General features: G+C 52.4%; 12 protein-coding genes. All 12 read right to left on the bottom strand.

Features of this window, described 5'->3' with window-relative positions:
- Positions 1-70: 70 nt before the first annotated feature.
- Positions 71-1,432, bottom strand: coding sequence for an MATE family efflux transporter (locus tag AC4PHM_RS04805; protein WP_492019773.1), 1,362 nt, complete (start codon positions 1,430-1,432; stop codon positions 71-73).
- Between the two features lie 248 nt (positions 1,433-1,680).
- Complete coding sequence (locus AC4PHM_RS04810) at positions 1,681-2,823, bottom strand: CaiB/BaiF CoA transferase family protein (protein ID WP_492019774.1); 1,143 nt, start codon at positions 2,821-2,823, stop codon at positions 1,681-1,683.
- 75 nt (positions 2,824-2,898) lie between these two features.
- Positions 2,899-3,687, bottom strand: a complete 789-nt coding sequence (locus AC4PHM_RS04815) for a cyclase family protein (protein ID WP_492019775.1) — start codon at positions 3,685-3,687, stop codon at positions 2,899-2,901.
- Between the two features lie 133 nt (positions 3,688-3,820).
- Positions 3,821-5,080, bottom strand: coding sequence for a YlbE family protein (locus tag AC4PHM_RS04820; protein ID WP_492019776.1), 1,260 nt, complete (start codon positions 5,078-5,080; stop codon positions 3,821-3,823).
- 21 nt (positions 5,081-5,101) lie between these two features.
- Positions 5,102-5,281 (bottom strand): fdrA domain protein, encoded by a 180-nt coding sequence (locus AC4PHM_RS04825; RefSeq protein WP_492019777.1) that lies wholly within the window; start codon positions 5,279-5,281, stop codon positions 5,102-5,104.
- A complete protein-coding gene (gene fdrA / locus AC4PHM_RS04830; RefSeq protein WP_492019778.1) occupies positions 5,281-6,855 on the bottom strand; it encodes an acyl-CoA synthetase FdrA in 1,575 nt (524 codons plus the stop codon). Before fdrA ends, AC4PHM_RS04825 begins: the two co-directional genes overlap by 1 nt.
- 32 nt (positions 6,856-6,887) lie before the next feature.
- On the bottom strand, positions 6,888-7,823 hold the full coding sequence (locus tag AC4PHM_RS04835; RefSeq protein ID WP_492019779.1) for an oxamate carbamoyltransferase subunit AllH family protein: 936 nt from the start codon (positions 7,821-7,823) through the stop codon (positions 6,888-6,890).
- Positions 7,824-7,911: 88 nt separating this feature from the next.
- Positions 7,912-9,657, bottom strand: a complete 1,746-nt coding sequence (locus AC4PHM_RS04840; RefSeq protein ID WP_492019780.1) for a PucR family transcriptional regulator — start codon at positions 9,655-9,657, stop codon at positions 7,912-7,914.
- 120 nt (positions 9,658-9,777) lie between these two features.
- Complete coding sequence (locus AC4PHM_RS04845; RefSeq protein ID WP_492019781.1) at positions 9,778-11,019, bottom strand: uracil-xanthine permease family protein; 1,242 nt, start codon at positions 11,017-11,019, stop codon at positions 9,778-9,780.
- A gap of 279 nt (positions 11,020-11,298) precedes the next feature.
- On the bottom strand, positions 11,299-13,614 hold the full coding sequence (locus tag AC4PHM_RS04850; protein ID WP_492019782.1) for a xanthine dehydrogenase family protein molybdopterin-binding subunit: 2,316 nt from the start codon (positions 13,612-13,614) through the stop codon (positions 11,299-11,301).
- Positions 13,615-13,632: 18 nt separating this feature from the next.
- Positions 13,633-14,121 (bottom strand): (2Fe-2S)-binding protein, encoded by a 489-nt coding sequence (locus tag AC4PHM_RS04855; protein WP_492019783.1) that lies wholly within the window; start codon positions 14,119-14,121, stop codon positions 13,633-13,635.
- Complete coding sequence (locus AC4PHM_RS04860; RefSeq protein ID WP_492019784.1) at positions 14,118-14,951, bottom strand: FAD binding domain-containing protein; 834 nt, start codon at positions 14,949-14,951, stop codon at positions 14,118-14,120. The genes AC4PHM_RS04855 and AC4PHM_RS04860 overlap by 4 nt, the downstream gene beginning before the upstream one ends.
- Positions 14,952-15,038: the final 87 nt, after the last annotated feature.

Below are 15,038 nucleotides of genomic sequence, written 5' to 3' on the forward strand. Positions count from 1 at the left end.
GAAACCTCCTGTAATGTAATCGGGTCGCTGTGTGGGATGAAGCGACCATCGGCAAAAATGAAGCCCTGACTTATTGGAGCTCGTGAATGACGTTGCTCAGCCACTTCTGACTCCTATAGCGCTTATAGGTGAGGATTGACTTGACGATCTCCTCTGACATCAGCATAGCCACGGTAATGATGACACCTGCCTGCAGCCAGACAGCGCCGGCAAACGCAAGCGGTACGCCAAAGAGCCAGACTGCGGCCACCTCGACATAGAGGGCATACTTGGTGTCGCCGCCGCCTCTTAAGACCCCGACAATCATCATAAGATTGAAGGTTTTGAAGAAAGAGAAGGCTGCGAAAAGATACATCAGATAAGTGGTCGTTTGTGTCAGCGCGGGATCCAGACCAAAGAGCTTGAGGACGCTGCCGGCTGTTAAGGCCATAAACAGCGCAATAAAAAGGGCGCCCCCCTGTGACAGCTTCAAGAAATGACTGGCGTACTGACGTGCCAGGGGTTCTTCGCCTGCGCCAATGCGGTTGCCAATCATAACCTGACAAGCGGCGGCCATGCCCATGAAGATGACCTCATAAAAACGGAACAGAGAATTGGCCACCTGGTAGCCGGCAATAGCTTCAGCGCTGATTTTGGCAACAGCCACATTGTAAAGGACTGTGCCAATAGCCCACAGTGTTTCATTCGCGACGACGGGTGAAGCCTTGTCGAGGATTTTCAGCATGTAGGACTTGCTGAATGCAAGGAGCTCTTTGGGCTTTGCGGCAAGGACGTGATCCGTTTTATAGATGACCGTCAGGATCACGACGAATTCGATGAGCCGGGCGATCAGCGTCGCAATGGCAGCACCTTTGACCCCGAGCTCCGGCATACCGAGTTTCCCGAAAATAAGACCATAATTCAGGACGGTGTTGACGGCAAGGGAGATGGCGCTGACCACCGTAGGCATTTTTGCCTGCTCGATACTTCGGGCTGCGACCGCGAAGCTGAAGGAGACTGCGGTAAAGATATAACTCCAACCGACAATTCTCAGGTAGTCGCTGCCGAGGCGAATGATTTCAGAATTGCCATCACTTAAAAAGCCCATGATTTGAGTCGGTGTCACAACCGCCACAATCATAAACAACCCTGTGACCGCTATGCCAAAAGCCAAGGCTACCCCCATGGTGCGTTTGATGTTGGCCACATCCCGCTTGCCCCAGAACTGGGCTATAAAGACTGAAGCACCGCTGTTGATGCCAAAGATCAGCAGGATCATCACAAAGAAAACCTGATTTGCCAAACCAACGGCAGCGATCGCTTCCTTGCCCACTTGCCCAATCATCACGGTATCCACCATGTTGAGAGAGGTTTGGATCAGATTCTGAATCATGACAGGAATGCCAATCCTGAGCATTGTTTTAATAAATTCGCGGTCCTTAAGCCATTCCATGTTGCCCTCCGAAATCACGTCATCCTTTTCATTATAACCGATTCGTCGCGACTAAAGAACGCCTGTATAAATTAATTTTCACATAACTTAGTGGTTTAAGTCTTCCAATTAACAGTTCAATTTTTGTTTGAGATCCAAACAAAAAAGGATGAAATTGACATCTCACCGGAAGTCTGAAATCAAACTTCCAAGGACGCCAACTTCATCCCATTGACGCAGTACTGCCCCCCAGCTGACCGCGCCCGTTCCTATCCGCCAAGGAATTCCTTCAGCACCTCGTCCGTGTGCTGTCCAAGGGTCGGCGCAGGCGACAGGATTGCACCCGGTGTCGCGCTGAGCTTGACTGGAATCCCTGGCATTTTAAGCTTGCCCGCTACAGGATGCTCGACCTCTATGATCATATCCCGAGCCAGGACTTGCTCATTTTCAATGACTTTATCCACCGTGTTGATTGGACCGTTTGGCACACCGGCCTGATCGAGAATCGACTGCCACTGGGCTGTGGTCTTTTCACGCACAGCGGTCGCCACCAAAGGTCTGAGATTCTCATAGTTTTCCAGGCGGTTCGGATTTGTGTCAAAACGCGGATCCGAGGCAAGAGCCTCAAGACCTGAAACCTTGCAGAACGTCCGCCACAGGTTGTCATTCCCGGCGGCGATCATGATTTCGCCATCCGCTGTTTCAAAGGGCTCAAATGGCACTATGGAGGCGTGCTTGTTGCCGGCAGGTTTCGGAACCTCACCGGTGACCACATAGCGCGCTATGGCATTTTCCAGAATGGCTACCTGACAGTCCAGCATGGCCACATCCACCTTCTGCCCCTCGCCCGTTTTATGCCTGTGGTTCAGAGCTGCCAAAATTCCTATGGCCGTAAACATGCCCGCGTTGATATCACCCACAGACGGCCCCACCCGGGTCGGCTCGCCGCCCACCTGGCCGGTAATGGACATAATGCCCCCCATGGCCTGCACAACACCGTCATAAGCCGGCCTGTCGCTGTATGGCCCTGTATGGCCAAACCCAGAGGCCGCCGCATAGATGATGGACGGATGATAGGTCTTGATGTCTTCATAGCCAAAGCCCAGCTTTTCCATAGTCCCCGGTCTGAAGTTCTCGACGACAACATCCATTTTCATAAGGAGCGCTTTCAAGGTCGCCTTACCTTCGGGGCTTTTCAGATCCAGGACAATACTGCGCTTGTTTCGGTTAAGACTCATGAAATACGCACTTTCACCCTTCTGATACGGACCAAAGTGGCGCGAATCATCCCCGGTGACCGGCATTTCAACTTTGATGACATCTGCCCCGAGATCCGCCAGAATCATGGTGCAATAGGGACCTGCCAGAACCCGGGTCAGGTCGAGAACTTTAAGGCCTTCCAGTGGACCCATCCATACCCCTCCAGTCATGTCTACAAGACAGCGTTTGCCCCGCCCGATACAGCGGGGCCCGCAGGATTCAGCCTTCTATTCCTTTTCGTCGTAAGCGACAATACGGCAGATGCTGGACTCGCCGCCGACAAATCTCCAAGGGTAGCAGCCTATGATCAAACGCTTGTTGAGAATTTTGTCAATCTCGCCGCCCAGGTTTTCCGCATGAATGATATCATCCGGGAACAGATCAATATGCATGAGCTGATAGTCGTCATCCGGGAAGAATTCTTCGAGACCTTTGCCGTACTTCGCCTGAAGGTAAGCATCTGCTTTCTTGGCTTCTTTAGGCTCCCAGTCGCGGATCTTGGTGTTCATAGGGTGATCCGCAGAGCCGCAGTCTACGCCAATCCACTTGATCTCCATTTCCTGGCACCACTTCGCGAATTCCTTGGTTGGTCCAGGATGGCGCAGCATATAGCGGCGCTCGTCCGCCTCAGGCTGATCCCAGCCGTATTTATGGTAGCCGGTATTGATGATCAGAATGTCGCCCTTCTTGACTTCGACGCGGTCCGTAATGTCCTTGGACGTGTAAATGCCGTAATCTTCCGCAATATCCGACAAGTCGACGACCACGCCAGGCCCAATCAAGTCCTCAAGCGGAATGGAGGCAATATCTCTGCCATGTGTGCAGAAGTGCAGAGACCCATCCAGGTGTGTGCCTACGTGGTTGGACGTCGTGATCAGCTGGCCGTTGGCGCCATTTGGTGTCAAGCGCTTGAAGAACTTGACCTGAAGCGGCTCGTAAGTAGGCCAGGCCGGAGTCAGGTGGCTGAGGCCCTGTGTGAGATCATACATTTGAACTTTGTCCCAGAAATTTAACATGAAATTCCCTCCTGTTTTCAACTTTGTCAACTGCGTAGTGAAGCCTGCCGATGGTTGACTTAGTGACTTGTCTGGTTTAAGTCTTAACGTGGCACAAGTCACCATCGGCAAAGGAATTGCTCTTCTTAAATCTCTAAATAAGGCCCCGTGACTGGGCATCCTCCACGAACGCTTCCAGTGCATCCTCGAAGCACTTCATAGGCGGCCGGACGAGTCCCGCGCCAACCTGGCCGACACCGGCATTCTTATGGGCGATTCCCGTGTTGATAATAGGCCGGATCTGAGTCTCAATAACCTTCATAATATCGATGCCGGTAGGAGACCCTCTGAAATTCATAGGCGGCAGTTTAAAGGCCGTACTTTCACCTATGGTGATTTCATACATGGACGACGTGAAGTTAAAGGCATCCTGCGGCGTCCCGCCGACGAACTGAACGATGGCCGGCGCCGTTGCCATGGCAAATCCGCCTATACCGCAAGTCTCCGTAATGACGCTGTCGCCAATGTCCGGATTGGCATCCTCTTTTGTAAAGCCCGGGAAGAACAGACCGTCGATGATTTCCGCAGGCGCTGTAAACCAGCGGTTGCCCAGTCCCGAAACGCGAATGCCGAAATCCGTGCCATTTCTGGCCATAGTGTAGACCATAGTCGAATTTTCAATGCCCTCAAGGGGATCCAGGGCGCATTTGCAGGCCGGCATGGTGAGATTGAGGAAAAAGTGGTCGTTGGAATGCATGAACTTCAGGACATCGCGCTTGTCCTCATCAGAAAACTCAGTCATGACAAGGTACGGCGCAAGTTCTCTGATTAAAAGTGAGGTGCCGGCTTTATTCCGGTTGTGACCTTCATCCCCCATTTGGACAACTTGAGCAATCATGGTCTTGAGGTCAATTGGACCGGCGAGCGCCAGTGTCGCTTTAAGAACCGGTGCCAGGACCTTCTCCATCCATTTCAGACGGTCGATGACCTCTTCAGAAAAAGCGCCATAACGCAATACTTTGCCAAGACCCTCATTTAGCGTACAGTAGGCCATATTGCCAAAAGCTTCATTGCGAAGCTTCCAGACCGGCATGCTGAAGGTGGTGACACCGGCCATTGGTCCAACGGCATTATGGTGGTGACAGGAATCAAAGGTGATTTTTCCGGAGGCTGCCAGTTCCAGGGCTTCAGCCTCGTCCTTGGCAAGTCCTTCGTAAATCAGGCCTCCGACAATAGCACCGCGCAGCGGGCCGCTCATACGGTCCCAGGTAATTGGCGGTCCGGCATGCAGCACCGTCATCTTATCCATTCCGGGGATGTCTTCTCCGGCTGTGCCTATTCCGACAATAGTCGGCTGCGCCAACTGAAGGCGATCAAAAGCCTCTTGGTTGGCTCTTAAAATCCTCTCTTCCAACTTTACCGCTCCCTTTCCCTTCTATTTCTTCCCTTTCAGCTTGCCGAGCAAACTTAACATTTTCTCATTGCCGCCTGCAGGTGGCCGCCAATCTACCTGAACGACCTCCACCGACTGGCTCTTAAGGTCTTCATAAAAGGCTTCAAGTCCAAGGTTGACGACCTTGAGCTGTTTTCCAAATAATCCGTTTAGCGGTTTCATTATTTTTCGCCTCCCTGATTGCGGATCGCCTTCATGACCTTAGCCGAAAGCCGGACAGCCTGAGCATTGGACGGCATTACAATGGCACCGGCTTCAGACAAGGTTTCTCTTGAGGCTTTAAGCCCTTGAGGGTCGCCTTCCGTGCCACAGACTGACGCGATCACGGTCAAATCACCGCCAGCTGCTGCAGCGTTTTCTCTGGCTTCGCGGATTTGAGCGGCAACTTCGCCAGCGGGATCCGGGTGAGAGCCGTAGCCAAGAACGACATCCATCAGCAGCACGGCTACATCCGGTGCCGCTTCTCTTACGATGCGTTCACTGCGGGTGGATGGATCGATCATAGGATGCGGCCTGCCGACGGTGAAGGCGTCATCTCCAAAATCAATGACGGTATGTTCAGCGGAAACCTTGACGTCTTTCAATTGCTCTTCCGGCTTCAAAGGTATGTTCGACCAGATGGTGCCAAGCTCAGGTCCGAGAAGCTTCATGGCCTCATCCGCAAGCGTACCCCCAGTGAATAAACCCCTCAGATACTTTTGGGCAGGTGCCTTTTTTCCTGCTTCATGTGCGGCTAAAGCCTCAATGTCCGCCTCCGGGACATCAAATCCCGCGAAGTCTGAAGGTGCAGTGTCTCCCCTCAGCAGCGCGACCGCTTTTCTCGCAGCGTCTTCAAGACTGATACAAGCGACGGCCCCAGCTGCCTCTATGGCACCTCGGTCGCCGCCTATAAAGTCAACCACGACAGGTTTTCCGGCGTCTTTGACCAGGTCGAGGACTTTTTTTGCCACCTCTGGTGCCGGCGGTTTTGAGATCAGAACAATAACTTCGGTCTCCGGATCAGCAATCAGCGCTTCAAAAGCCTGAAGCATCATCAGTCCGCCAATTTCTGATTTCAAGTCCCGGCCGCCGGTGCCAATGACCTGTGAAACACCCTCGCCCAATTGATCAATTAAGGACATAATTTCCTGTGTACCGGTTCCTGAGGCACCTACTATACCAATGCCGCCCGGTTTCACAACATTGCAGAAGGCCAGAGGAACGTGATTGATCATGGCAGTGCCGCAGTCCGGTCCCATCATCAGAAGCTGCTTTGACACAGCTTTTTCCTTAAGCCTTTTTTCGTCTTCTATACTGACATTGTCGCTGAACAGCATGACGTGCAGACCGGCATCCAGGGCTTTTTCGACCTCTGCGGCAGCATAGCGGCCCGGAAGAGAAATGAGGGCCAGATTGAGCTGCGGTTCATTTGAAAGCGCGGTTTGCAAGGCCGCCGGTCTGTAACTGCTGCCGGCAGAGGATTTCTTTGCAGAGAGCAAGGCGTCGAGGGCTTCCACCAGCGATTCCATAGTGGCGTCGCCGGTCAGCTCAGCAGTAACGAAGAAGTCATTGGCTGACAAGGCTTCCAGCTCAGGGGTTAATAGGTTGAGGTTGGCGGCAAGCTCTTTGTTAAGCTCCGTTGCCATACCAACCAGAATGTCTTCCACCCCGGGCAGCTTTGCCAGATCTTTGGTGATCAGCATTAAGGTGACGGAGTCGTAGTAGGCATTTTTACGTATGGTCGTTTGTACTGCCACTGTCACTTCCTCCTCGTGTTGTAATAGGCGTGTCAAGCATTCAGAGACAGCATCAGAGCGGCAGCTGCGCCAGTCATAAAATCTGTCCCTGAAGTGTCGCCATGCTCCAGTGCCTTAAGCATGGCTGCCTCCAAATCTCCTTCAGCTTCGAAGCAAAGAAGATCCAAAAGCCTGTCGTATTTTTGCGCGACATGGCCAAGTGCAGCATGTGCCAGCATGGCTTCACTTATGACTGTGGTTTTTCCTTTTGCCCGACTTGCGAGCTTCTGATTGCGTTTCAAAAGTTTTTCACAATTCATGGCTTGCCCGTAAGGGGTACGGATGCTGGCTGCCATAAAACCGGCGACGTAATCATCTGATGACGGCGTCAAGCCCGGACCAAACCCCACCAGCCTTGTAAACGCAGCTATCACTCTGGACTCACCTGCGTCTGTTCCGTCTCTGTAAGCTTCTGAAAACTGATCCAGTCGTCCTTTGATAAAATCGACGTACCGGTTGCCAGTCATGTCAGAAGGACAAGAACCCGGATGCGGCAACACCCTGGTTTCACAAAGATATGGCAGTAATCCTTCCGGGCGTCCCCGCGTCAGGAGCAGTTTTGTGAAAGCCTCCAGGCGCTTCAGCATTTCAGCCCTTGTCAGCACTTCAGAAGGCGGCGAGCCAATGTTCCATGTTGGCGTCCATGTCTGTGCTTGTGCAAACTCCAAAAGCGTTTCCCCTATAATAATGCCCTCGCTTGAGCTGCTGACCGGCATGCCGGGATGCCAGCCCTTTGACTTCAATGATCCTTTTGAGACCTGAAAAGTCATAGGCGCAAGGTCCAGCTGATCCGACACCATGGTCATCAGAACCCCGCTTGAAAAGAGCAGATTGACAGCCCGCTCAAAAGTCGAGTGGACTTCGCCGGTTTGAACTGGGCTTTGGGCAATAAAGGTCAGACAGTCCTCTGACACGCGAAGCACTTTCATAGTCATCACCACACAGACTTTCTATTTTGGGATCTAATCAGATCACGCCTTCCATTCAACCTTAGTGTACCAGAGTCACGAGCAGGGATCATTGTGCCCCGCTTCCAAAATCATGGGACCCCGTTTGTGACTCAGACCCAAGGTCGGTCTGAATCAGGTCCATGATCTTCAGCGCGATCTGAACGTTCAGACGCGTTGATGGGTCCTCAAGATCGAGTCCGGATATCTCCCGGATACGCTGCATGCGGTAAATGATGGTATTGTAGTGGGTATACATTTCCTCAGAGACGCGCTTCAGATTGCTGCCGCAGTCAAAATAGAGCTTGAGGGTTTCCAGCAGATTGGTATCCTTCTCACGGTCGTACTTGGCAAGAGGCTCCAGAATTTCCTTGAAAAAGGATTTGAGCTCCGGTTCCAGCTCCTCGAAAGAAAGAAGCTTATAGATCCCGAGTGCGTCATAATGAATTGGTCGTCCTTTTTCGCCGCAAAGGTGGTGATTGGCGAGCGCGCGATTGGCCTCGCTCTTTGACTTGTAGAGCAGCTCCAGCTGTTTATATTGACGTCCGACACCCACTGAAAGAAGTTCCTTCATCCCTTCCAGTTCAGCACTGTGGAGAATTTCTCCGGCAAACTTCATGACAGCTTCCTTAACCCGATCCTCTGATAACTCTTTGGATTGCCCAAATAGAATAATGAGCCTGTCGCTTTTTTGAGCGAAATGAACTCTTCCTTTGTGAGTTCGAGAAATTCGTTCGATAATGCTGACCATTTTAGTGCCAATGGTTTGAATGAAGTTGGCATTGTTTGGTGTCAGCTTCAGCACCTCAGAAGTTGAGTCAAAATCTGCAACAACGACAGTATAGGCTAGATTTTGATTGAACTCCATATAGACAGCATGCTCGAGAGCGCGCTGCTGCCGGAAGGTCTCTGTTGACAGCAAATCATCGAAGAACTCGACTTTGTGTCGGTTCGCGCTTTCGTAAATCGACATTTTCTTGAGCAGATCCAGTGCAATCAGAGAAGTGGACGCCTCAATGACCGAAATCTCCATGGCGTTCAGCGTCTTTTCAGTTTCCCAAAGAATGACCCACCCATAATGTCTCTCATCTGATGAAATTGGAATAGCAACCCTGTTGACAGGCGTTCCGGGTTTTCCTGCACCATGAAGGGCGCCTTCAGCGGGCTCTTCCTCTGTCACCGGACTATCCTGAACTTTGTTTTTATCCATGAACTGCTCTGATCTCTTGATCAAAACTGACTTCATTGCTTCAGGTCCTGAGACAACCAGATTTTTGAAAAGGGGTTCAACAATGGCCACAGGCAGCCCCACGCTTTTGTGAATGGCCCTTGCAATTTCCTGGAGGCTGCCACCCCTGAGCATAACCCGGGTAATCCTGCGGTTGAAGTCGTTCACCTGGCTGATGATAGCACTTTGACGGTTCAGCAGCTCGCTCATAACCGGCATCATGATATCGGAATAGGATATTTCAAAGGGGATTTCAATCAACGGAAAGTTGTGGGCGTCTGCAGTTGCCAGCACGGTGTCCGGCAGCGACTCGACGAAGCGCTTGGTCTTGATGCCCATACCCGCCAGCCCCAGCGCGCTGAGCGACGGAATGAGCGTATTCAGAACTTCAATGTCGTCCTTTATGGAATACGCTGTAGTTAACAGGAATTCGCCCGGACGGACCCAGTCGACAATGTCCGGAACTTCCATGACGTTGACTTTGGTGACCCGTTTGTCGAGGCCGCCAGTACCTGCCAGAACGTGAGACTCTTTGAGCACCGTCATTTCAATCAGGTCCCGGACCCGAATCCCGATGATATTGTCCATTTCACTACCTCCGTTTGTTATTCAGTCACAAATCACTTATATTATAACAAAAAGAAAAGCCCTCGTGTCAACGAGGGCCCTGATACGGGAAGAAAAAATTTTGTTTCCTGACAATAAGTCCTAAGCTTCTTTTGGTTCAGGCAATACCACATTGAGTAAGATCCCGACAATTGCAGCAAGTGCCATACCTTCGAGATTGAGAGCAAACAGACCGATTTTGAAAGGTATAATTGCGCCACCGAGACCCAGAACCAGAATAACTGCGGCGATAATCAGGTTTCTGGAAGATGTAAAGTCAACTTTATTCTCAACCAGGGTTCTGGCGCCAATCGAAGCGATCATACCGAACAGGATGATGGAGATGCCGCCAATAACTGCGGTTGGAATAGTTGAAATAACAGCACTAAGCTTTGGAACCAAGCCGAGAATAATCGCAAATACCGCTGCGATCTGCATAATTTTTGGATCCCATGCTTTTGTCAGCGCGAGGACACCTGTATTTTCAGAATAAGTGGTATTCGCAGGACCGCCAAACATGGCTGAAAGCGCCGTAGCAAGACCGTCACCCATCAAGGTTCTGACAAAGCCAGGGTCTTTGGTGAAATCTTTTTTGACCGTGGAGCTGATTGCCAGAACGTCACCGATGTGCTCTATCATAGTCGCAAGGGCGATAGGCGCAACCGTCAGGATAGCTTCTGCTTTAAACTTCGCTACCGTAAAAGCAGGAATGCCGAAAATGGACGCTTCCTGAATTGGCGTGAAATCAACTCTTCCCATTATGACCGCAAACACATAACCGCCAATCAGACCGATGATAACCGGAATGACCTTGAGAAAGCCTTTTGCGAAGACGCTGACAGCCGTGACGATAAGAAATGCCACTATAGCCAGCAACCAGTCGCTGGAGGCCATAGACACTGCCGTTGGCGCAAGCTTCAAGCCTATGACGATAATGATTGGCCCCGTTACGACCGGAGGGAAGAATTTCAGAACGCGTTCGATCCCGAAAACTGCGATCAAGCCGGCCAGAATCAGATAAATCAAACCGGCGACGACAATGCCGCCCTGAGCGTACTCCATGCCATGGGTCTGGGCAACTGCTATGATTGGAGCGATAAAGGCGAAGGAAGAGCCGAGAAACGCAGGCACTTTCCCTTGGGTAATGACATGGAACAGCAGCGTGCCGATCCCCGCCATAAACAGTGCGACAGAGACGTTCATGCCCGTGATGATTGGAACGAGCACTGTCGCGCCAAACATAGTGAAGGTGTGCTGAATTCCCAGGGTGATCATTTTAGGTACGCCGAGCTGAGTGACGTCACGTATGCCGTCGTGATTGATGTGTAGTTCTTCTTTACTCATGGGCAGCTCCTTTCATCCTCTAAGTATTTTCTCCCGTATCAATGAGAAAAAATAAGTTCACTAACATTATAACAGAGGCTTCGCCTTTGTTAGCCTGAAAACAAAAATTTGAGGTGAAAAATTTGCGCAAATCTAGTGAGCTTGAAGACTTGTAATATCAACAATTCCAGCCAGTGAAACAACCGTTGACATAACCCTGATTTTGAGGCGTTTCATTACTTGAGCAGAAGGCGGCGTATGAGCGTGGAAGGCGGTGTCTGACACCTTTTTCCTAAACGCCTACTTCATCTGAGCCTTCTCTTTCATCGCTGCCAACACCTTCTCCGGCGTCAGCGGCATAGTCGACAGCCGGATGCCCACCGCCTTGTAGACCGCGTTGGCAATGGCAGGCGCCGTAGGCACCATGGCCGGCTCGGCCACGCCCCGCGCCCCGTAAGGCCCGGACTCCTCCGGATTTTCAACAAAGGACACCACCAGCTCCGGCATGTCATCCGACGTCGGAATCTTATAATCCACGAAGGACTTGTTCAAGATCTTGCCGTCCTTCAGCATCAATTCCTCAAACAAGGCTGTCCCCATGCCCTGCAGGATCGCACCCTCCAGCTGGCCCTCCAGCATCTGCGGATTCACTACCTGCCCCACGTCAAAGCACGACGCCACCTTCAGCACTTTGATGTGCCCGGTTTCCACGTCCACCTCCAGATCCACGCCCTGGGCCCCATAGGTCCAGAACGCGACCGGATGCTCCCCGAGCCCCGTCTTTTTGTCCGCATTCCGGATATTTGGAGGAATAAAAGACCCTCTGCCGATGATTGGCCCATGGACACCGCTGCCATCCTCAAAAGTCAGGCCAAGGGCCAGCTCGCTGATGGCGACCTTACGGTCCGGATAGATCTGAGAGACAATGAACCCATCCCGCATCTCAAGATCCCGTTTGTATACGCCCAGTTTGATCTGCGCCAGCTCAAAAAGCTGGGCCTTCGCATCCTGCGCCGCTTCATAAACCGCTCGGCCTGCGGAGTACGTGATCCGGCTCGCCACCGTTTGCCACTCATAAGGCGTATGATCCGTGTCCCCTGTGCGGACCGTTATTTTTTCCGGTGAAATCGACAACACTTCTGCCGCAATTTGTGTCATAACCGTATCAGAGCCTTGACCAATATCCTGGGCGCTGACCAAAAGATGGGCTGTACCATCCTCATTCAGCTTGATGACTGCGGATGACGCCGCGTTGTTAGGCATAGACGGCGCTTTCCAGCCACAGGCAATCGCCTTGCCGCGGCGTTTGTTTGGTCCGGAGGCGGGCTCTTCCTTGTCCAGCTCAATATCACGAATAACGTTGTCCAGACACTCCATCAGTCCGCAGACCTCGACCACTTCGCCGGTCCCGGTGCGTCCTCCCGGCTTTAGTCCATTGATGCGCCTGATCTCCACCGGCGAGATTCCAATCTCTTCCGCCACAATATCCAGGTTTTGTTCAATTCCAAAGTGAATTTCACTCATGCCGAAGCCCCTGTAGGGACCCCCAACAGGATGATTCGTGTAGACGCAGTAGGAATCCGTGTGGACATTGTCAATATCGTATGGACCGGCGGAAGCGTACCCTGCCGCTTTGACAATATTGACGCCATATTCCGTATAGGCGCCGCCGTCCCAAATGAATTCATTCTGAACGGCGACAATTTTTCCGTCCTTGCGCACGCCGGTTTTGATAGTCGCATGGAGTCCCTGGCGCACGTAGGCGTTTTCAAACTCGTCCTCGCGGGTGTAGGTCAGCTTCACCGGCCGGCCGTTTGATCTCATGGCCAGCGGGATGATGATGCCTTCCAGTGTCGTACCGGCTTTGGATCCGAAACCGCCGCCTACCGCTGGTGAGATGACGCGAAGCTTGTTCAGGGGAATGTCAAAAGCCGCAGAAAGTGCCTGACGGACTGCGTATGGCGACTGACAGGAGGCCCAGACGGTCAGGTAGCCATCTGCATCCATCTGAGCAATTGCCGTATGGGTTTCAATAGGCACGTGCTGAACGTGGGGCACATAAAACTTGTTTTCAAAAACGAAATCCGACTCAGCGAAGCCCTTGTCGACGTCGCCCTTGCGGAGCTTGTAGTGGTTGGAAATGTTGGTGCCCGGCTCAGGGAAGAAGACCGGTGCCACCTTGTAGTCGCCAAGATCAGGATGTACCAGTGGTGCGTTGGGCGCCATGGCCTCCACTGCGTTGGTCACAGCAGGCAGGACCTCATACTCCACCTTGATCAGCTCGACAGCAGCCCGGGCGATGTCCTCGCTCTCAGCAGCTACCGCCGCAACGGCTTCACCGCGGTATCTGGCCTTTCCTACTGCCAAAAAGTTCTTGTCCTCGAGATAAAGACCGCCGCGCTTGGTGTAGAATTCGCCCGTTATGACGTCCTTAACACCCCTTAAGCGAAGGGCTTCAGAGGGATCAATGGACAGGATCTTTGCATGGGGATGCGGACTGCGCTTGACGGCAACATACAGCATTCTGGGCATTTTCATGTCATCCACATATTTCAGGGAGCCGGTGACCTTCTTGACACCGTCGACCCGTTTAATGCTCTTTCCAACGAACTTCAAGGTGACTCCTCCCCCTCTTTAGCCGTTCCCGTGTCCAATCCGGTTCTGATCCGCGACACTCTGGATGGCCTGGACAATTTTTTTGTAGCCGGTGCACCGGCACAGGTTGCCGCTGATGCCTTCCTTGATCTCCTCATAAGTCGGCGTTGGATTCTCATCCAGCAGCGCTTTAGCAGTCATGATCATGCCCGGCGTGCAGTAGCCGCACTGCAGGGCTGCATTGTCTATGAAAGCCTGCTGCAGGGGATCCAGGTGAGTGCCGTCCGACAGGCCCTCAATAGTCTCAATAATGCTGCCCTCTACCTCGGGCGCCAGGACCAGACACGCGTTGACAGCCTGACCGTTCATAATGACCGTGCACGCGCCGCATTCCCCGGCGCCGCAGCCTTCCTTGGCGCCCGTCATGTCGAAGTCTTCCCTGAGCATTTTCAGCAGCGTTCTGTTTGGCAGCGTTTCATGCTCAATTTCTTCGCCGTTTAAAATAAAGCGGACTGTCAGCTTGCTCATGACACCGCGCCTCCCTTCTCAATCTGTTCGAGTCCGCGACTGAGCATAACCTTCACCATATCCAGGCGGTATTCTGCGGAAGCCCGCACGTCATCAATTGGTTTAACCTCCGAGACAGCGCTGGAGAGAACTGCCTCCAGGGCTGCCCCTTGATTCAGCAGCGCCTCGGTCTTTGGAAGCCTGACGGGCGTTGGCGCCACAGCGCCAAACGAGAGCCTCCAGCCATCCTCTGCCTTCAGCAGCGTCATGCAGACCATGGAAAGGTCTACCTCCTTGCGCCGTGCCAGCTTGGTAAACACGCCGTGCCCTGCAGTCCTCGGCACGCGAACCCCTTTGACTATTTCACCCGGCTTCAGAGAAGTCTTTCTGACAAACACAAAAAATTCCTGGATGGGGATCTCCCGCTCGCCCTCGGGTCCGAACACCTCAAAAACGGCATTCAGCGCCATGAGCGGCGTCGCCGTATCTGCCAGCGGTGAAGCGTTGCAGAGATTGCCTATGCAGGTCGCGCGGTTTCTCACCTGCTTGGAGCCCACGGAAAGAGCGGCCTCTGCCAAATAAGGAAAGCTTTTGCCGATGGTCTCATGTCGCCCCACCTGATTCAAATTAACCGTCGCACCAATATATACAGACGCCTCGTCCTCGCGGATCCGGCTGAGCTGCTCTATGCCTTTGAGATCAATGACTGCTTCCGGAAGCGTCAGGCCCTCGCGCATTCTGACGATTAAATCCGTGCCCCCGTTTAAGAGATGTGCGCCGTCGCCATAGCGTACCAGCAGCTCTGAGGCTTCTTTCAGACTTGAAGGTCTGAAATACTCAAATGGTCTCATGGTTATAACCCCCCTATGGTTTAATTATAGGCCACTTTGATTATCATTATACTCTAAATTTTCTGTCATTTGTCCGGATTCCTTAGT

It is taken from the genome of Acidaminobacter sp. QWL-03, assembly GCF_058683855.1.